This is a genomic window from Marinirhabdus gelatinilytica (assembly GCF_003353425.1).
Classification (GTDB): Bacteria; Bacteroidota; Bacteroidia; order Flavobacteriales; family Flavobacteriaceae; genus Marinirhabdus; species Marinirhabdus gelatinilytica.
Genome location: NZ_QRAO01000001.1, coordinates 827,201 through 845,314 on the forward strand (window position 1 = coordinate 827,201; position 18,114 = coordinate 845,314).

Here is an 18,114-nt window from a genome sequence, read left to right on the forward strand (position 1 = left end):
GGCAGTTTGTCAGGCCTTTTTTATTTTTCATACTTCGTAATAGTGCCCGTTCGAGCGCAGTCGAAAACTTTATGTTTAGGGACAATTTACAAACCTCTCGACTGCGTTCGAGGAGAGAAAACAATAAAAATGAGCGACGATAAAAAACTAAAAGTACAGGATAAGATAGCACAGCAACAACTGGACGACCGTACCATTTTCCTATGGGGACAGGTGGACGACAAGACCGCAAAACATATTGTGGATAGGTTGCTATATCTAGATAGTATTAATCATGACGAGATAAAATTATACATAAATAGTCCTGGAGGATATGTTACTGCTGGCTTTAGTATGTACGATACGATAAAGCAGATTAAAAGCCCTGTCTCTACTGTTTGTACAGGACTGGCTGCCAGTATGGGGAGCATATTGCTTTCGGTTGGCGAAAAGGGGCGTAGGTTTATCCAGCCACACGCCCGGGTGATGATCCATCAGCCAAGTGGAGGAGCAAGAGGCCCTGCTAGCGATATTGAAATTACCGCACAGGAGATCCTGAAAACAAAAGAGATTTCGGCAAAGATCTTAGCCGATAATTGTGATCAGGATTTTGAAAAAGTAATGAAAGACTTTCAGAGAGATCACTGGATGGATGCTGAGGAGAGCGTGAAGTATGGGATTGTGGATGGCATTCTTTCTTAGTGAGCGGTGAATGGTGAATTGTGAGCAGTAAATACTTTAGCAATGGATCATAAGGAAATGGATGTTTGGAAAAAGAGTATGGACTTAGTGGAAGCTGTTTATACGATGAGCGCACAATTTCCAGTTGATGAACGATATGGACTTACGAGTCAGATAAGACGTGCTGCCATTTCTATCCCGTCAAATGTTGCCGAGGGAGCTGCGAGAAAAAGTGATAAGGAATTTATTCAATTTATTAGCATTGCTTTAGGCTCTTTGTCTGAAGTTGAGACACAATACCAACTAGCTATTCGCTTAAAATTTATAAATAATTTGTCTGAAATAGAAAGTTTGATTACTTCTGTGGGAAGATTGCTGATTGGGACTAAAAATTATTTATTAAAAAAATAATAACAAACCGTTCACCGTTCACTGCTCACAATTCACCAATAAATGGATATAGAAAAACAAATAAACGAGATTACAGGCTTTAAAAACCTAGAGCTACTCGCTACCCAAGTGGTAGAAGGGTTTATCTCTGGGTTGCACAAGAGTCCGTTTCACGGCTTTTCTGCTGAATTTGCCGAACACAAGATCTACAACAACGGTGAAAGTACCAAGCATATAGATTGGAAGCTCTACGCCAAGACGGATAAGCTCTACACAAAGCGCTATGAAGAAGAAACGAACCTGCGTTGCCATTTAATTTTGGACAACAGTAGTTCGATGCACTATCCAAAGTTGAAGGACTTTAATATAAATTCCTTGAACAAGATAGGTTTTTCGGTACTGGCTAGCGCAGCGATTATGAATTTGCTGAAACGCCAGCGTGATGCTGTGGGAATGAGTATTTATAGCAACGAATACGAATTCTACGCAAACGAAAAAGGAAGCGAACGCCATCACCAGATGTTGTTACAACATTTAAATAATGCATTATCACGATCACGCAAGGAAATAGGGACTAAAACCTACACACACTTACATCTTATCGCTGAAAAACTGAAACGTAGAAGCCTTGTGTTTTTATTTACTGATATGTTTCAGAGCGATGCTGAAGAGGAACAACTATTTGAAGCCCTTCAACATTTAAAATACAACAAGCACGAGGTGGTATTGTTCCACACCTTTGATAAGGGTAAGGAGCTGGAATTCGATTTTAACAACCGTCCCAAGCGCTTTGTAGATGTAGAGACAGGAGACCATATAAATTTATACGCCGATAATGTTAAGGATACGTATGAAGTCGCTGTCCAAGAATATTTTGATGCCTTGAAGCTAAAATGTGGCCAATACAGAATTAAATACGTGCAAGCAGATATCAATGAGGGGTTCAATAAAATATTGACAACCTATCTTGTAGAGCGCCAGAAGTTTGGGTGATTTGTTTTTTTGGGTTGAAATAAAAAAACAGTAAAAAAGTTCATTTTTTTGAGCAAAATATTTGCAAGAATAAAAACACGGTGTATATTTGCACTCGCTTCTAGCAATAGGGGCACAGACAAGCTTTTAAAGTCTTTAAAATAGTAGCACGGTCTGGTTAGTTCAGTTGGTTAGAATATCCCGATTGCATCGGGAGGGTCGCTGAGCCAAAACATAGATTGGTAAGAAATTGACGAGCTTTACGTCATAAAATAATAAGCACGGTCTGGTAGTTCAGTTGGTTAGAATATCCCGATTGCATCGGGAGGGTCGCTGAGCCAAAACATAGATTGGTAAGAAATTGACGAGCTTTACGTCATAAAATAACAAGCACGGTCTGGTAGTTCAGTTGGTTAGAATATCCCGGTTGCATCGGGAGGGTCGCTGAGCCAAAACATAGATTGGTAAGAAATTGACGAGCTTTACGTCATAAAATAACAAGCACGGTCTGGTAGTTCAGTTGGTTAGAATATCCCGATTGCATCGGGAGGGTCGCTGAGCCAAAACATAGATTGGTAAGAAATTGACGAGCTTTACGTCATAAAATAACAAGCACGGTCTGGTAGTTCAGTTGGTTAGAATACCTGCCTGTCACGCAGGGGGTCGCGAGTTCGAGTCTCGTCCAGACCGCAACTTATTCACACGAGTGAGTAATTGAAAATGTTGTGTTGTTCCGCTTTAAGCGGAATGTGGTTTAGAAATAGACCGATGAGAAGCTTATCCGAATGGATGGGCTTTTTTTGTTTTTACAATAAACTATTTTGAAATGGCTATACCTTACACAATAGGAAAAGGCCACTTCATTATTTCGGTAAGTTAAGCTTGTGTTAAACAATTGTTGCTATAATAATTTTTTATTTTACATTTGCAGGGTAAACGAAGAATTAAAAAATCTTACTTTTCACTATCCCCAATTTCAAAATACTTATACAGTTCGAGATTGCTGCTTTGGACATATCCTGTCCATACGGGATATTGTGTTAAAACAGCATAATCTCATATTTTTCATAAGTAAGAGATTATATATTGGTTAGAAGAAAGCCCTTCCGAAAGGAGGGGCTTTTGTATTTAACGGTTTAAAATTTGCACCTTAACGAAAACATATTTTTATAGGAAGATCTTTCTTTGTAAAGCAACTTTACTGTTTTAATTTTGTGCCATCATAATTAAAGATGAGGTTATATACGTTACGTTAAGGATATGATTTCCCCATAATCATATTTATTGTCAACCCTTCCAGAGCATAAGGTTTGGAAGGGTTTTTTTATGTCTTTTTTTTACGCTATAAATTTGCTGTACCTGTTTTCAAAGCAAAGGGCATATAAGATACTGTAGTGTGGGACCACATTTTTAGACTTTAGTTTCAGTATCTTTGGAATTCATTATTTGAACTGAACACTATGCTAGCCGAAACTATCAAAAACCGCCGTGCCATCTACCCAGATGCTTACAATCAAGAACCCATTTCAAAAACTGAAGTAACACAGGTCCTCGAAGCTGCCAACTGGGCACCTACCCATAGACGCACTGAGCCATGGCGCTTTAAGGTCTTTCACTCAGAAGACTCCCGCAACAAGCTTTCAACGTTTTTAGGTGAAGCATACGAGAGGTCAGTCGATAAGCCTTCAGCCTTTAAAAGGAAAAAAATGGAGCAAAAAGCAATACAATCGGGTTGTGCTATCGCTATTTGCATGCAGCGCGACCCAGAGGAAAGTATTCCGGAGTGGGAAGAAGTTGCATCTGTAGCCATGGCGGTACAAAATATGTGGCTTACGGCGCAAAGTCTTAAAATTGGTGCTTATTGGAGCTCGCCCAAACTCATAGCATTTTTTGGTGAACACACACCACTAGCTGAAGGTGAACGATGCCTCGGTTTCTTTTATATGGGAAAATACCACGGGGAATTGCCGCAAGGAACCAGAAAATCTACAATCTCAGAAAAAACCCAGTGGTTGTAACTAAGAGAAAAATAGCTCCCAATTCATAAATACCTTATAGATAAATAGACCCAAGTACACTAGCGTAGCAAAAACCTTGATGAATGTGGAGGCCAAGAAACCAATAAAGGAACCGAATGCCGCTTTTAAAGCTTTGCTCCCTTCGGTTTGGTTAAAGATAAGTTCGCCCAATAATGCTCCCACAAAAGGACCTATTAATATCCCAAAGGGGATGGGGGCCAAAATCCCTACAATGAGGCCAATGGTGGTACCCCAAGCTCCCGCTTTACTTCCTCCAAAGCGCTTGGTGCCCATAGCGGGAATAATATAATCCAAGATATAAAGGGTGATGGCAACCACTCCAGTGATGATGATAAACGTCCAATCAAACGGAAGGGAAGGAGCCAAATACAAACAAAGTAGCCCTAGCCAACTTATGGGCACCCCAGGGATAACGGGTAATATGGCTCCAGCAATTCCAACGAGGGTTAGTATAAGGCCAATAACGAGTAACAGTATATCCATAACAGCGGGTTAGACACCAAAACTACTGTATTGTTACAATTTTATAACTAAAAAATTAGTTTTAACTAATTTTTTAGTTATATTTGGTTTCTGTTTAGAACTAAATCCAGTTGTACGTGGTTTCGGTAAAATATATCATTTTCGTCATCCTATCTTGCTCCGTAGGGGTTTTGCAATCCCAGACCTATGTGGGAGAATTGCTGCATGGCAACAAGTATCAATATGCCAAGATAGTGGTAACCGATAGTATCTCAACTTTTACGCTTCCTTATGTAGACGGCGACAAAAAGTATCAAATTTCAGGCGATGTTGATGTGGATGGAGCTTGGACCATTGTACGGGATTTTGAAACTTGGCGGTTTAAAACATATCGAACCAACAGTGTTATTACAGGAGAACTGTATGTAAACCAAAAAACACAACCTGTTTCATTCTTTCAGCAAGAAGACGCACTCTCTAAAGATGAACTCTATAAATATGAAGGCATCTTTGAAGATAAAACAGGAAACCGTGCCATTGTGTATGCCAGAAATGACTATTTACATCTTATTTCGCCTTTCAGTAAAAGAACTATGTCCCTAAAACCTACGGGAAAAGATACCTTTTGGAGTGTTTCTGGCGAAGTTTCCATGTTTGAAGGAACAGAGGTCTCAAAGACTTCGCTTACAATTTCAGATAGATTTAATGAGAGTGTTACATTTAGGAAACAACCACCCACCAACATAGAGGAAGTCTGGATTCCCGTGGGGAAGGACACCCTCTACGGAAAGATATTCCTTCCACCTTCAGCAGAAAATGTCCCCGCTTGTTTGGTGTTGCCAGGTGGAGGCGCTGTGGGAATGGATAACTACGAGTATGAGGCCCGCTATTTTGCTGCAAATGGATTGGCAGCCATGCTCTTTGATAAATCTGGAAACGGAAAATCCAAAGGTCCTGGAAATTTCAGGTTGCAAACGTTCGAGGAAAAGACAACGCAATACCTACAGCTATACAAGTACCTACAAAACCACCCCAGTGTTGACAAGACCAAAGTGGGTGTTCACGGTCCCAGCGAGGGCGGACGTTTGGCGCTGATGATGGCGATAGACGACCCTGAAATCGCTTTTGTAAATGCAACAGCTGCCCCGATCATGAATATGCGGGACGGGCAATTGTATGCTGTTCAGCATTATGTGCGAAACCGGGAGATTGCCGAAAGGGATAATGCAGCCATTGCCAACATTTGGGATACGTATTACCAAGAAATAATAGATGGGGAGATACAGCCGCAAACTATAGAGCTCGCGAACGTGTATAGAGAAAAGTATGAGCGTTTGTTCCTCCCACCCAATTCAACCCAGGTGCCAGGTTCTCCCACTGCATCAGACCTGTTGAATGACCGTGTGGCCAAAGAAGCAGGAAAGATATCGTGCCCCATATTTTTACAATATGGCGAGAAGGACGAGCGTGTAAACGCACAAAAAAGCATCCAAAACTTTGTGGAGTACGCCAAAGAGGACTTGCCAATTAGGGTAAAATTATACCCGCGGGCAAACCATTCCTTCATGACACCAGAATTTGAAATTTCCCACGGCTATCTATACGACAAGAAAATGTGGCTCCAACATATAGGAATTCTATAATATTTTGAAATATGAAAACGATTATAACCTTATTGATATTTGCGTGTTTTACTACAACGATTTGTGCGCAAACCATTTCGGATGAAATTTTAAAACAGAATCGAAATATGGAAGCAGCATACAACAGTGGAGAGTTGGCAAAAATAGCCGATTATTATACTGAAAACGCCACTATGGTGGGTCCTAAAACTGAAGTTATTGGCAATGAAAATATTACGAACTACTGGAAAGGACTGGAAGGAAGAACCGTAGATTGGAAGTTGGAGAATATTGAAATTACGGCCTATGGGGATGTAGCGATTCAACGCGGAATTTCACATCTACGGATGTATTACAAGGAGAACATTGTACAGTCGGACGTAATGTTTACCCTTGTTTGGATCAAGGAACATGACCAATGGAAAATTAATCTAGACCATTATTCACCGTTATAGGTATGAAAGCACATCAATATTACAACCCTCCTAAAAATAGGTTTTGTGGTATAACTTATACCCTGGTTAAGTTAAATGGATATAAAAGAAAACAATATGTATAACCTAGGCTGGTCACTACCAACTACAAGCGTAGCGTCCTACCCACTACCAACTAAAAAATGAAACAACTCACAAAAGCCGAAGAAGACATTATGCACATCCTCTGGGACCTGGGCGAGGGCAACGTGGCCGCCATACTAGACGAGCTCCCTGAGCCAAAACCCGCGTACAATACCGTGAGTACCATTGTACGGATTTTGGAAAGCAAGGACTTTGTGGATTATCGCAAAGAAGGCCGTGGCCATATTTACTTTCCGAAGGTAAAAAAGACCGAATACAGCAACCAATCCATCAACAAACTGGTGGATGGGTATTTTCAGGGATCGTTTAAAAGTATGGTTTCATTTTTTATGAAAAAGAACGATATAAGCCTTCAGGAACTGGAAAGTGTGCTCGAAGAAATCAATAAAACCGAAAAGCCATGATACATTACATTTTACAAGTCATACTATTTCAGCTGTTGTTGCTGGTAGTGTACGATGTTTTTTTGAAGAGAGAGACCTTTTTCAGCGCAAACCGAATCTACTTATTGGCAACTTCGGTACTCAGTTTTGTGCTGCCTTTTATTAAAATTGAAGCAATACAGCAAAGCATTCCGCAGGAGTTTAGGGTGCAATTGCCCGCAGTGATCATTGGAGAAACAACTGGGGGAGGCGTTACAAGTGCTCCGGTACTGTTGGACGGTGTCCTTATTGCGCAACAAGGAATTTCGTGGAGTACATTTTTTATAGGCCTGTATGCAATTGGGGTGGTTCTTTCCGTAGTGTTGTTTGTACTTAAACTTCGGAAATTGTACAGATTGAAACAAAGCGCCACCAGTATCATTGTTGAAAATTACACCATTGCAACGGTACCAAATACCCATATCGCCTTCACATTCTTAAAAACGATTTTTCTGGGGGAACACATTTCAGAAACACAAAAAACACATATCCTGCAACACGAATTGGTACACGTAAAACAGCGTCACACCTTGGATTTACTGTTTTATGAAGTATTGCGAATCCTCTTCTGGTTCAATCCCCTCGTGTATGTTTTTCAGAAAAAAATACGGGAACTGCACGAGTATACGGCAGATCGTTTGGTGGCTTCGCAGGATAAGGCGGCATACTATCAAAAGCTACTCTCAGGAGTGTTTGGCACCACGGAAATTTCGTTTATCAATACATTTTATAAATCATCATTCATCAAAAATCGAATCGTTATGTTACAAAAATCAAAATCCAAAAAAATAGTCCAGTTAAGATACTTATTGCTCATCCCGGCCGTGTGTGCTATGGTGTTGTATACTTCCTGTGCGGAAGATGCTTCAACCCAAAATGCAGATCTGGTTTCAAAAATCGAGAACCTTTCAGCAGAGCTTTCCAGCAAGGATGAACTTTCAGAAGAAGAAAAAAGTGCTTTAGGAGCTCTTATTTACAATCACTATCCTAAAGATGTGAAAGGAATCCCTGGCGAAAAAGGAGAAATTCACTTTGATAAGGATCGTAAACATTTTAAAACTGAAGGTGTCCCCTTTGGAACTTTAGACCGAGCACCAATCTTTCCTGGATGTGATGCAGAAGCTTCCGAAGAAGAAAACAAAAAGTGCTTTACTGATATGGTAAGCAAAGAAATTGTCGAAAATTTCAACACAAAATTAGCAAATGATCATAATCTTTCTGGACGACAAAGAATTTCAGTTCAGTTTATAATAAACGAGCAAGGAAACCTAACGAACATAAGGGCTCGGGCCGCAAACCCCATACTGGAAAAAGAGGCCATGCGGGTTGTTTCGAATTTGCCAAAAATGATCCCTGGTGAACATGGGGGGAAAACAGTAAGTGTGCTCTATGCGCTACCAATTATCTTTGAAATAGATGAATAAATTCTCAATCTTCATATGGCTGGTAATTTGCATAACCAAGGCCGATGCCCAAAACGCGTCGGCTTTACACATTGGCGATAGTCTTTATGCCCTCGGAAAGTATAGCCAAGCCATAATTCATTTCAAAAAAACCGAAGATGCCGAGGAAAAAATAGCCCGAGCTTATGAAGCACTTGGAAATACTACCAATGCAATACACTATTACCAAACGGTACTTGCCCAAAAAAAGGTGGGCGAGCTCACAAAATACAACTACGGGAAACTTTTGTTGAAAGCTGGGCGGCACAAGACAGCCGACAGCCTTTTCCAGAGGCTTGCTGAGAGTACCCCGGACAATCCAGAGTTTTATTATTGTTTAGCAATAGCGAAAGAAAAGCTAAGGGACTCTACAGCGATTTATTTTTTTAAGATGGCTTTAAAGAAAGACCCCAACCATCAAAATGCCTTGTACAAAGTGGCAAAACACCAAGCTGAAAAAAGAAGTTTTGAGGAGGCAAAAGCCAAAGTAGCGCTTGGACTGGAGGCCGATCCCAATAATATCAATTTTTTGAACCTAAAAGCGATTATCGCTTATGTACATAAAGACTACCACAATGCGGCGAGCATCTACGAAAAATTGCTACAACTAAATCAAGGCAATGCCCAACTTCACGAAAACCTTGCCTTGAGCTACAACCGCACCAACCGCTTTGAAGAGGCCATAGCCCAATATACCATCCTAATTAATGGGCATGACGATAAAAATCCGTTGTGGCATTACAACATAGCCAAAAACTTTGAAGCCTTACGGTATTTGGAAAAAGCACAACACCATTTTGAGGTGGCTATCCAGTTACAGGATATTCCGCTGGACGACTCGTATATTGCATTGGCTTCGGTATTCAAGAAACAAAAGGAGTTCAAAAAACAATTTGAGACCCTTCAAAAAGCAGTACGGGAAAACCCAGAAAACCAACGCGCCAAATACCTATTCGCCACTGCGGCCGATAATTATTTTAAGGACGACACCAAGGTAATTCCCTATTATGAGGCTTATCTAAAAACCTTTGGTGAAGACGGCCAGTACGCCCAGTTTGCACAACAGCGTATCAAGGATATTAAGAATGCGTTGCATTTTGAGAAGAACTAGCTGTTGGGCCGTCGCCTCAAGTAATTTTCATTGGTGTCTTAAAACACAAGTGATAATTTTAACGAGAGGGAGGGTTGTTGGTTACCTTCAATATACGAGTGCTTCTTGATACTATTTTTAAATGAGTTCATTTTTATTTAAAAATTTGCTCGAAGTGACACTAATTATATTATCAAAGTTGTCTCACGTCACCTCGAGTGATTTCAAAACGCGAGAACAGTTTTGGAATAGTATCGAGAGTCAATCGCCTAAAAATTTGTACTTTCGGAGGGTAGTTGCGCCCTATGAAGCATTTTAAGTTACTTTTTGTTGTATTGCTCTGCACTTCCTGCCAGTTTTTTGAGACTGAAAAAATTTCGTCCGAGACTTTTTACGAATCAGCTGTAAAAACGATAGACTGGAATAATGTGGACAGCTATCCTGTCTTTTCTGCTTGCGAAGCACTTTCAGAGAAACCCAAACAAAAACAATGTTTTGAAAACGAACTGGCTTACCAGCTACATCAGCGAATGATGGCACAAGGTGTAAAGGCACTTAAGGATGTAAATGATACAATCGTATTGTCTTTTGCCATTTCGGAAAATGCCAAAATCTCTATTCTACACATGCAAATAGACAGTGTCTTGCAGAAGGAATTCCCGCACTTACAAGATAGCTTACTATATTCTATGGGGGCACTTGAATTGGTGGCACCTGCCTACAAACGGGGCATCCCCGTAAAGACACAGTTTACGTTGCCTATATTGGTAACAACGCAAGATTGAAAGCTATAGGTTAAACTTATACCCCAGTGTAAAATCTATTGGGAAATTATCGTGGCTGTCCTGCCCCAATCCTACAATATCGTTATAGCTAAAGAACAAGTACCCATTGCCCAACTTATAGTCGGCACCCAGCCCAAAGATACCATGGGCCGTAAAATCTCCTCCCGAACTGGACTCCAGCACCACAGAGTTGTCAGGCTGTATTACAGGGAAGTCATCACGGCTAGAGTGGGTGTAGCTTACAAATTTGGTGTTTAGAAAGACATCGAGCGTTTCTGTTTTAATAAATTTTAGGCGATAGTTCAAGGAAGCTTGAAACGCATTGTATTGAAACTCATCGTTCCCGAAGGTTTGTTTCAATCGTAACACTAAAGCATGTCGTTTCAGCTTTACTTCGTCTATAATCTCAAAATCTGCACCTATGGTTGGGAGTAATTCGTTAGTGGTGTTTTGTGTAAAAATAGCGTTGCTCACTCCTGCAAAAGCTCCTAGTCTGAATCCCAGCTGAATGGAAGGTCGCTCATTGGAAAAACTGGGGTCAACTTGTTTGTTGTAGGTATTTATGTACTCCCGAAGGCTTGCTAGGGTAAGATTGACTTTGGCTGTGGATACTGGGTTGTCTGCCGTAAGTAGCTGTAATGCTTCTTTAAATTCTTCTTGGTAGGTGCCATTGCTTTTTGTGTTTTTCAACTCGGTAATAGCATTGTCTTTTTGTGCAAAGTAACGATACTCACCATCTATAGTATTCCAAAGTAGCGATAGGGTGCCGTCTACTTCGGTTTTTAGGGTGTAGGTCTGGCCTTCAACAGTATAGGTCTCTTGTGCAAATACTTGTAGGTGAGCCATTATCAGAAAGCTCAAAACTAAGAAAATACGTTTCATTGTAGGTAGATTTTGGTATGGTTAAAGGTAGAAAAAAATATGAATTGGTAATAAAGCTGAGCACTTTATGTGTTTATGGGTTTTGTGGGAATGCCCAAAGTAATTTTTTATAGCTTCTCAAACCTACGTCCCTTCCATACATACCTTCCCCAAAAGCTTGAAATTACTACAAGTATAGTGACTATTGGATAAACAAACATACTCCCTAACAAGCTCAAAAAACTGAAAAACGGAAATCGCTTTCTAAAAAATTGCGCACTTTTCCATAGTAGCAAAAAGTCGATACAGAATTTATACAGCAGCAAAGCCCCCACGGCATTAGAATGTTGTGGACAAAAAATTGTCAATAGTATTGATAGAGGGATCAATATGTTAACAACAAAAACTAGCAAGCCCAAAGCTTTTGTAGCAGCACTGTTTTGCTTTGCTGTTTTGGATGCCCAGCGTATTCTCTGCGAGATTAATTGCTTCCAAGTTTCTACGGGTTTTGTAGTCACCACAGCATTTCGGGATTTTAAATAACCGATTTTTTCTGGAAACCTTCGTTTGAGTTTTTCAAGCAAAAACATATCATCACCGCTTGCAATGTGAAGGTTGCCTTCAAAACCATTTACACTTTTAAAAGTATCTTTGGTATATGCAAAATTGGCACCATTGCTCAACAACATAGCTCCCAGTCCAAAGCTTCCCACCGTTACAGCCTGCAAGCTCCAATTGTCCAGCTGTTGGTACAGGTGCAAGAACGAATTGTTTGTGGTATAGTCCACGGGCATTGCTACACAAACCGGTTCGGTCTTTAGGATAAAATCGTTCAGGATTCGTAACCAGTGGGTGGGAACTTCACAATCTGCATCTGTAGTTACGATCCAAGGGTGCTTTGCTATGGAAATAGCCTTTGTGATCGCCGTTTTTTTAGGCGAAAGCTGGTTGGGTGTATTCTGAAGGATTTGAAAATCAATGCTACTACCTTTTAGGTGCTGGATGATGATATCTTCAGAATTGTCTTCGGAAGCATCGTTCACAAAAATTAGTTCAAAATGGCTCGTTGGATAGTGCAATTGCTGAAGCGATCGCGCCAAAGCCGAAAGATTTTCAGCTTCATTTCTAAAAGGGATAACAATTGAAAATTTTGTTTCGGGAACACTGCCAACCACCGAAAAATAAGGAACCATTTTATACCCTATGCAAAGCAATGCGATGGCAAAGAAATACAATGAAATGATTATAAACCCAACCCAAATCATGAATAGTTCGGTTTAAAAGTGAGCACAAAATAACTGCCTATGATTGCCGGAAGTACCGTGTTGAGTACCCACATACAAAATACGGTGGAAAGTACAGCAACTTCAGAAACACCCAAGTAAGAGAACAACCATACCGCCACACCACCACGTATCACAACATCCAGCACAAAAAAAGACGGAATAACAGAAACCAGTAAATACATAGCAAAAATGGTCGCAAAACCTTTAAAAAGTGGTGCTTCACCTCCAAAAAATTGAAGTAAAAACCAGAAAAGCAAACTAAAAACCAAATACCGTATTACGGAAAGCGATAAGATCCCCAGCTTTCTTTTTACTGAAATTTCTTTCAACTTAGCGAATACGTTGGCGATGGAAAAACCTGAAATGAACAGTTGTTTTTTTCGGTATGTGTAGCCCAAAAAAGTGAATAAAAGTATGGAGCTAACCAACACAATAATTTTTGTGACAGCAATAGATACACCGTGTTCCAAAATAAAATAAACCAGAGCGGGAAGGCCAAAAACAATAGTGACCAGCATTTGCGAGCTGCTATGCACAAAATTCAAAAAAACAACTTTTTTTCGGTCCTTAGGTTCAAAATACATAGCTTTTGCACCATATTCCCCAATCCGGTTTGGGGTAACAAGTGAAGCCGTGAGTGAGCCCAAAGCTTGTTTTGTGGCGGTTTTAAGATCTATTGAAAACCAAATATTCACACTTGTTTTCCATTTGTATATTTCAAAAGACCAATTAAGCACAGCTAACCCCAAGAAAAACAGCAAATGTGGGGTATGCCGCAAGGAAAAATGTTGCTTGAAATGGGTCGTCACCACAAGTTGCTCTCCCTTTATTTTATATACAATATATCCCACTGCCAACACAAGTACCAAAACCTTTAGGGCAACGAGCCAATATTGCTTAGATTTGTGGGAGGTCGTCATTACTTACGAAAGTAGTGAAACCGTGGTTGAAACCGAAATCGAAGAGGAAGATAAAAAAGATGTACTACTAAGTAGACGTACAATGTAAGACCAAAACTTCACCCTCTGGGAACTTAAATTGAGTAAATTTTTGAACAAAAAAACAATACATACTGAAAAAATTATCCTAGGGATTGACCCCGGAACCACCATCATGGGTTTCGGACTTATTAAGGTTGTAGGTAAACAAATGGAGTTTATGCAATTGAACGAATTGCAACTCTCCAAACACCACGACCACTACAAACGCTTGCGCCATATTTTTGAGCGTACCATAGAGCTTATAGACAGCTACCACCCAGACCATATTGCCATTGAGGCTCCATTTTTTGGAAAAAATGTACAATCTATGCTCAAGCTGGGCAGGGCACAGGGGGTTGCCATGGCCGCTGGATTGTCCCGCCAAATCCCTATTACCGAATATTCCCCCAAAAAAATAAAAATGGCCATTACCGGTAACGGGAACGCCAGTAAAGAACAGGTCGCAAAAATGCTGCAGAGTACCTTGGGACTCAAGGAACTCCCCAAGAATTTGGATAGTACCGATGGTTTGGCAGCTGCGGTATGTCATTTTTATAATGAAGGAAGGGTGCAAGTTGGCAAAAATTATAGCGGTTGGGCTGCGTTTGTTAAGCAAAATGAAAAACGAATCGATAAATAATAAGGTACAGTTGGCTGTCGCAGTTAACAGCATATTATCCCACACTGCCAATGCTATTTAAAAAGAAAAAATGAGCGGCATCTATATCCACATCCCCTTCTGTAAGCAGGCGTGCCACTACTGCGACTTCCATTTTTCTACCTCACTGAAAAAGAAGGACGATTTGATAGAGGCCCTCTTGAAGGAAATCCAACTTCGGAAAGAGGAGCTCACCGGCATTGTAGAGACCATTTACTTTGGAGGCGGAACCCCTTCATTATTGCCCATTCAAGATTTACAATCGCTTATTGACGAGGTATACAAACATTTTAAGGTGTCCGAAAACCCGGAAATCACCCTCGAAGCAAACCCGGACGATGTATCTGAGGCACTTATTCGTCAAATGGCAAACTCACCTATAAACCGTCTTTCCATTGGAGTGCAATCTTTTTTTGAGCAAGATTTAAAGTTGATGAACCGCGCCCACAATGCAAAGGAAGCAGAAACATGCATCACGCTGGCCAAGGAGCACTTCAATAACATAAGTATCGATCTTATCTACGGAATACCACAAATGTCCAATGACCGATGGTTGGCAAATGTTGAGAAGGCGCTACGGTTGGATATTCCACACCTATCGTGTTATGCGCTAACGGTTGAACCAAAGACAGCGTTGGAAAATTTCATCAAAAAAGGCATAGTGACACCGGTGGAAGATGACGTTGCCCAAGAACAGCACAGGTTGTTACTCGAACACACGGAAACCGCTGGGTACCGGAATTACGAATTTTCAAATTTCAGCAAACCAGGGTGGGAATCGAAAAATAACACAGCCTATTGGCAGGGAAAACCCTATTTGGGGATTGGTCCCAGTGCACATAGTTACGATGGTGAAAGGCGGAGCTGGAATGTGGCGAACAATTTCATTTACATAAATAAAATTACAGCGGGAGACCTTCCGTTGGAGCGAGAAGCCCTATCAACAAAGGATAAATACAACGAGTACGTGATGACCCGCTTACGAACCGCTGGCGGAATTTCAGTAACCGAGGTTTCTTCAAAATTTGGAGAAAAGTTTAAGGAATATCTTTTGCAACAAGCCGCACAGCACATTAAAAACGAACTTTTGGATTTTAATAACGGGCGGCTTATAGTTGCCAAAAAAGGGAAGTTTTTAAGCGATGGGATTGCCAGCGATCTATTTTTAATAGAATTGCAGTGATAAATTGTATCTTACCAAGTGAAATTGAACCCGATGCACGCTACCATACAAGTAAATAAAGAATTGCGAACTATAGATTTATCGAGACCATTGGATATTTCAATTCCGTTAACCGATGGTTCAAAAAATCCGTTGGCTTGGTACTTGGACAAACCAGTGATAGAGCCTGTAAGAGTAGATAATTGGGTGGGGCAAGTGAGTGAGGGAGCTTCGGTAAACTTCAACACTATTCGGTTTAATCCACATGCACATGGGACACATACCGAGGGCGTGGGGCATATTTCCAAGGAGTTTCACTCGGTGCAGGAATCGTTGCAACAGTTCTTTTTTACTGCGGAAGTAATTTCGGTCACGCCAGAAAATTTTGGGGAGGACCTCGTGGTACCTTCGGCACAGTTAAAAGGGCTGCTCCAAGGTAAAAACCCTGAAGCCGTAATAGTAAGGACCTTGCCCAATACTTCAGCAAAAAAGAGCAAGAATTATTCACATACCAATTGGCCATACCTACATGAAAATGCAGCAAAACTCCTTCGGGAACTCAGCGTAAAACATTTGTTGATAGACCTTCCCAGTGTAGACAAAGAGAAGGACGATGGCAAACTATTGGCACATAAAGCTTTTTGGGACTACCCGAAAAACCCACGCCTGGATGCCACTATCACTGAGTTTATATACGTCCCAAACCATATTGGGGACGGAAGCTATATTCTTAACTTACAGACCGCCAATTTTGTGAACGATGCCACGCCCAGCCGTCCAGTTTTATACAAATTACTATGAAAACAATCTTAAAAATAGAGGAAGCGGCCCTATTTGCATTGGGTGTTTTTATGTTTGCACAACTGCCTTTTGCATGGTGGTGGTTCCTTATATTGCTTCTATTGCCGGATATTGGGATGTTAGGCTATCTTGTAAACACAAAAACCGGAGCTTTTTTGTATAATTTGTTCCATCACAGGGCTGTCGCGGTAATACTGCTTATTTTTGGCTACATTTATGGTAATGATATTGTCCTGTTAAGCGGCGTAATAATATTTTCGCACATAGCTTTGGACAGGATGTTTGGATATGGTTTAAAATATCCCGACAGCTTTAAAAACACACACTTAGGACAGATAGGAAATTAATGGAATTACTTTTTATAGGGTTGGCCTTTGGTGCCATTGTAGCGTATTTTTTATTTCTGAAATTCAGCGGGGGACGTAAACGCGAGAAGACCGAAACACAATCGGTTATCTTGATGGAAAAGATACGTACCGTTTGTAAATTTATCACGGTTGAAGGTGATTTTTCTGAAATATACCACTACGAGAACGTAAAGGACAAGTGGCTCAATCTAGTGTTAGGAAAAAAGAAAGCACTGGTTTTAATCGAGGCAAAGGCCCATGTGGGTTTCGACCTCACCAAGATTAAGATGGAGGCAGATATCAAGACAAAAACCATTACGCTCACCAATTTCCCACAACCCGAGTTGCTCACCGTGGAAACCGACTTTAAATACTACGACAAAAAAGAAGGCTGGGCCAACCCGTTTACCGCTTCCGATCTAACTGAAATCAACAAAGAAGCAAAGCAGCACATTGTCGACAAAATCCCCAGCAGTGGCTTGCTCTCCGAAGCATCTTCCCAAGCTTTGGATACCATTCAGTTAATGGAAAAAATAGTAGAGACCATTAACTGGAAATTGAATTACACTGCTTTGGAAATTTCAGAACCTACAAAACAAATCAATCCGTGAGACATATTCTACAACTCTTTTTTTTAGCTTTTGTAATGACAGGGGTTTTACAGGCCCAAGATTTCAGCCAAGTAGATGCAACCATAAAATTTTATCCGAAATCGTTCGATGAGGTTACGGAGCTCTCCGATTTTATTGCCCGTGATTTCAAGACCGACGAAGAGAAGGTACGTGCCATTTACGGCTGGATTATCCATAATGTAGCATACGATCTGGACGAGTATGATGTTTTCAATTACAAATTCAAAAATTATAGGGAGCGTAATGCCAAGGAGGAAATTACACGTATAAAAATCATTCAGCGTACGCTTCAAAAGGGTGTTGCGGTGTGTGAGGGCTATGCCATGCTGTTTGAGAAATTGTGCGAGTTGCAGGGCATACAGAATTATTTGGTACGGGGCGATATAAAAACCAGTTTTAAGGATATTGGGAGGAGTTTTCAGAAAATACATATGTGGAACGTGGCATATATAAATGGAGAGCCCTTTTTGTTCGACCCCACCTGGGGAGCGGGCAAGTACAACCAAAGATTTATCAAGGAACCCAGTTACTATTGGTACAAAACCGAGCCCAAACTGTTCATCAAATCACACTATCCAGATTTGGTAGAGGATACCTTTTTGGAGATAAACATAAGCAAACAGGTATTTGCCAGATTACCATTGATCATTAAAAAAGACCTGTTGGTAACCGATGTGCTCACCCCAAAATACGGAATGATAAACCAAGGCGATTACGGCAAGGAAATAGAGTTTGAGCTAAAGACCGAGGCACCTTCGGTTATTTCGTATTCGTATGATTTCGGAGACAAAAAGAAAATGGTAGATTTTTCTACTGAAGGTGATTTGCTAAAATTTCCCATTAAGAAAAAAACGGGCGAACTTATTGTCTATTTCAACGATAAGCCTGCCTTAGCGTATAAAGTTGAATAATTATGTATCTTTAA

General features: G+C 40.6%; 20 protein-coding genes and 1 tRNA gene. 17 read left to right on the forward strand and 4 right to left on the reverse strand.

What is annotated here, in order from left to right; genetic code table 11:
* Nucleotides 1–129: 129 nt before the first annotated feature.
* The 5 genes from C8D94_RS03715 (at nt 130) to C8D94_RS03735 (ending at nt 4,040) form a co-directional block, all read left to right on the forward strand.
* Nucleotides 130–681 carry a ClpP family protease gene (locus C8D94_RS03715; RefSeq protein ID WP_115123025.1) on the forward strand — a complete coding sequence of 184 codons (552 nt, stop codon included), beginning with the start codon at nt 130–132 and terminating at the stop codon, nt 679–681.
* A gap of 42 nt (nt 682–723) precedes the next feature.
* A complete protein-coding gene (locus tag C8D94_RS03720) occupies nt 724–1,071 on the forward strand; it encodes a four helix bundle protein (RefSeq protein ID WP_115122535.1) in 348 nt (115 codons plus the stop codon).
* Between the two features lie 42 nt (nt 1,072–1,113).
* Nucleotides 1,114–2,043 (forward strand): DUF58 domain-containing protein, encoded by a 930-nt coding sequence (locus C8D94_RS03725; protein WP_115122536.1) that lies wholly within the window; start codon nt 1,114–1,116, stop codon nt 2,041–2,043.
* A gap of 595 nt (nt 2,044–2,638) precedes the next feature.
* A tRNA-Asp gene (locus C8D94_RS03730) sits at nt 2,639–2,712 on the forward strand.
* A 770-nt stretch (nt 2,713–3,482) separates the two neighbouring features.
* On the forward strand, nt 3,483–4,040 hold the full coding sequence (locus C8D94_RS03735; protein WP_115122537.1) for a nitroreductase family protein: 558 nt from the start codon (nt 3,483–3,485) through the stop codon (nt 4,038–4,040).
* Here C8D94_RS03735 and C8D94_RS03740 read toward each other — a convergent pair whose 3' ends face one another.
* A complete protein-coding gene (locus tag C8D94_RS03740; RefSeq protein ID WP_115122538.1) occupies nt 4,041–4,544 on the reverse strand; it encodes a DUF456 domain-containing protein in 504 nt (167 codons plus the stop codon). It lies immediately after the preceding gene.
* A gap of 116 nt (nt 4,545–4,660) precedes the next feature.
* On the opposite strand from C8D94_RS03740, the gene C8D94_RS03745 reads away from it, so the two are divergent.
* The 6 genes from C8D94_RS03745 (at nt 4,661) to C8D94_RS03770 (ending at nt 10,462) form a co-directional block, all read left to right on the forward strand.
* Nucleotides 4,661–6,166 (forward strand): alpha/beta hydrolase family protein, encoded by a 1,506-nt coding sequence (locus C8D94_RS03745; protein WP_147278491.1) that lies wholly within the window; start codon nt 4,661–4,663, stop codon nt 6,164–6,166.
* Between the two features lie 11 nt (nt 6,167–6,177).
* Nucleotides 6,178–6,600 carry a YybH family protein gene (locus tag C8D94_RS03750; RefSeq protein WP_115122540.1) on the forward strand — a complete coding sequence of 141 codons (423 nt, stop codon included), beginning with the start codon at nt 6,178–6,180 and terminating at the stop codon, nt 6,598–6,600.
* A 161-nt stretch (nt 6,601–6,761) separates the two neighbouring features.
* Nucleotides 6,762–7,127: a BlaI/MecI/CopY family transcriptional regulator gene (locus C8D94_RS03755; protein WP_115122541.1), complete on the forward strand. Its 366-nt coding sequence runs from the start codon at nt 6,762–6,764 to the stop codon at nt 7,125–7,127.
* The gene (locus C8D94_RS03760) at nt 7,124–8,569 is read left to right on the forward strand and encodes a M56 family metallopeptidase (protein ID WP_115122542.1); all 1,446 of its coding nucleotides are present in this window, start codon (nt 7,124–7,126) and stop codon (nt 8,567–8,569) included. Before C8D94_RS03755 ends, C8D94_RS03760 begins: the two co-directional genes overlap by 4 nt.
* On the forward strand, nt 8,562–9,698 hold the full coding sequence (locus C8D94_RS03765; protein WP_115122543.1) for a tetratricopeptide repeat protein: 1,137 nt from the start codon (nt 8,562–8,564) through the stop codon (nt 9,696–9,698). The genes C8D94_RS03760 and C8D94_RS03765 overlap by 8 nt, the downstream gene beginning before the upstream one ends.
* A gap of 284 nt (nt 9,699–9,982) precedes the next feature.
* Nucleotides 9,983–10,462: a hypothetical protein gene (locus C8D94_RS03770; RefSeq protein ID WP_115122544.1), complete on the forward strand. Its 480-nt coding sequence runs from the start codon at nt 9,983–9,985 to the stop codon at nt 10,460–10,462.
* A gap of 3 nt (nt 10,463–10,465) precedes the next feature.
* Here C8D94_RS03770 and C8D94_RS03775 read toward each other — a convergent pair whose 3' ends face one another.
* The 3 genes from C8D94_RS03775 to C8D94_RS03785 form a co-directional block, all read right to left on the reverse strand.
* Nucleotides 10,466–11,344 (reverse strand): immunoglobulin domain-containing family protein, encoded by an 879-nt coding sequence (locus C8D94_RS03775; protein ID WP_115122545.1) that lies wholly within the window; start codon nt 11,342–11,344, stop codon nt 10,466–10,468.
* A 107-nt stretch (nt 11,345–11,451) separates the two neighbouring features.
* Nucleotides 11,452–12,588 carry a glycosyltransferase gene (locus C8D94_RS03780; protein ID WP_115122546.1) on the reverse strand — a complete coding sequence of 379 codons (1,137 nt, stop codon included), beginning with the start codon at nt 12,586–12,588 and terminating at the stop codon, nt 11,452–11,454.
* Entirely contained in the window at nt 12,585–13,529 is a 945-nt protein-coding gene (locus tag C8D94_RS03785; RefSeq protein ID WP_115122547.1) for a lysylphosphatidylglycerol synthase domain-containing protein, read from the reverse strand. The genes C8D94_RS03780 and C8D94_RS03785 overlap by 4 nt, the downstream gene beginning before the upstream one ends.
* A gap of 145 nt (nt 13,530–13,674) precedes the next feature.
* Here C8D94_RS03785 and ruvC point away from each other — a divergent pair, with 145 nt between their 5' ends.
* From ruvC to C8D94_RS03815, 6 genes are all read left to right on the forward strand, one after another.
* Nucleotides 13,675–14,229, forward strand: a complete 555-nt coding sequence (gene ruvC / locus C8D94_RS03790; protein ID WP_115123026.1) for a crossover junction endodeoxyribonuclease RuvC — start codon at nt 13,675–13,677, stop codon at nt 14,227–14,229.
* Nucleotides 14,230–14,299: 70 nt separating this feature from the next.
* Nucleotides 14,300–15,430 carry a radical SAM family heme chaperone HemW gene (hemW, locus tag C8D94_RS03795; protein WP_115122548.1) on the forward strand — a complete coding sequence of 377 codons (1,131 nt, stop codon included), beginning with the start codon at nt 14,300–14,302 and terminating at the stop codon, nt 15,428–15,430.
* A 33-nt stretch (nt 15,431–15,463) separates the two neighbouring features.
* A complete protein-coding gene (locus C8D94_RS03800; protein WP_115122549.1) occupies nt 15,464–16,210 on the forward strand; it encodes a cyclase family protein in 747 nt (248 codons plus the stop codon).
* Nucleotides 16,207–16,557 carry a DUF4260 domain-containing protein gene (locus C8D94_RS03805; RefSeq protein WP_115122550.1) on the forward strand — a complete coding sequence of 117 codons (351 nt, stop codon included), beginning with the start codon at nt 16,207–16,209 and terminating at the stop codon, nt 16,555–16,557. The genes C8D94_RS03800 and C8D94_RS03805 overlap by 4 nt, the downstream gene beginning before the upstream one ends.
* Nucleotides 16,557–17,168, forward strand: coding sequence for a DUF4230 domain-containing protein (locus tag C8D94_RS03810; RefSeq protein ID WP_115122551.1), 612 nt, complete (start codon nt 16,557–16,559; stop codon nt 17,166–17,168). The genes C8D94_RS03805 and C8D94_RS03810 overlap by 1 nt, the downstream gene beginning before the upstream one ends.
* Nucleotides 17,165–18,100, forward strand: a complete 936-nt coding sequence (locus C8D94_RS03815; protein WP_147278492.1) for a transglutaminase domain-containing protein — start codon at nt 17,165–17,167, stop codon at nt 18,098–18,100. Before C8D94_RS03810 ends, C8D94_RS03815 begins: the two co-directional genes overlap by 4 nt.
* The last annotated feature ends 14 nt before the right edge of the window (nt 18,101–18,114 follow it).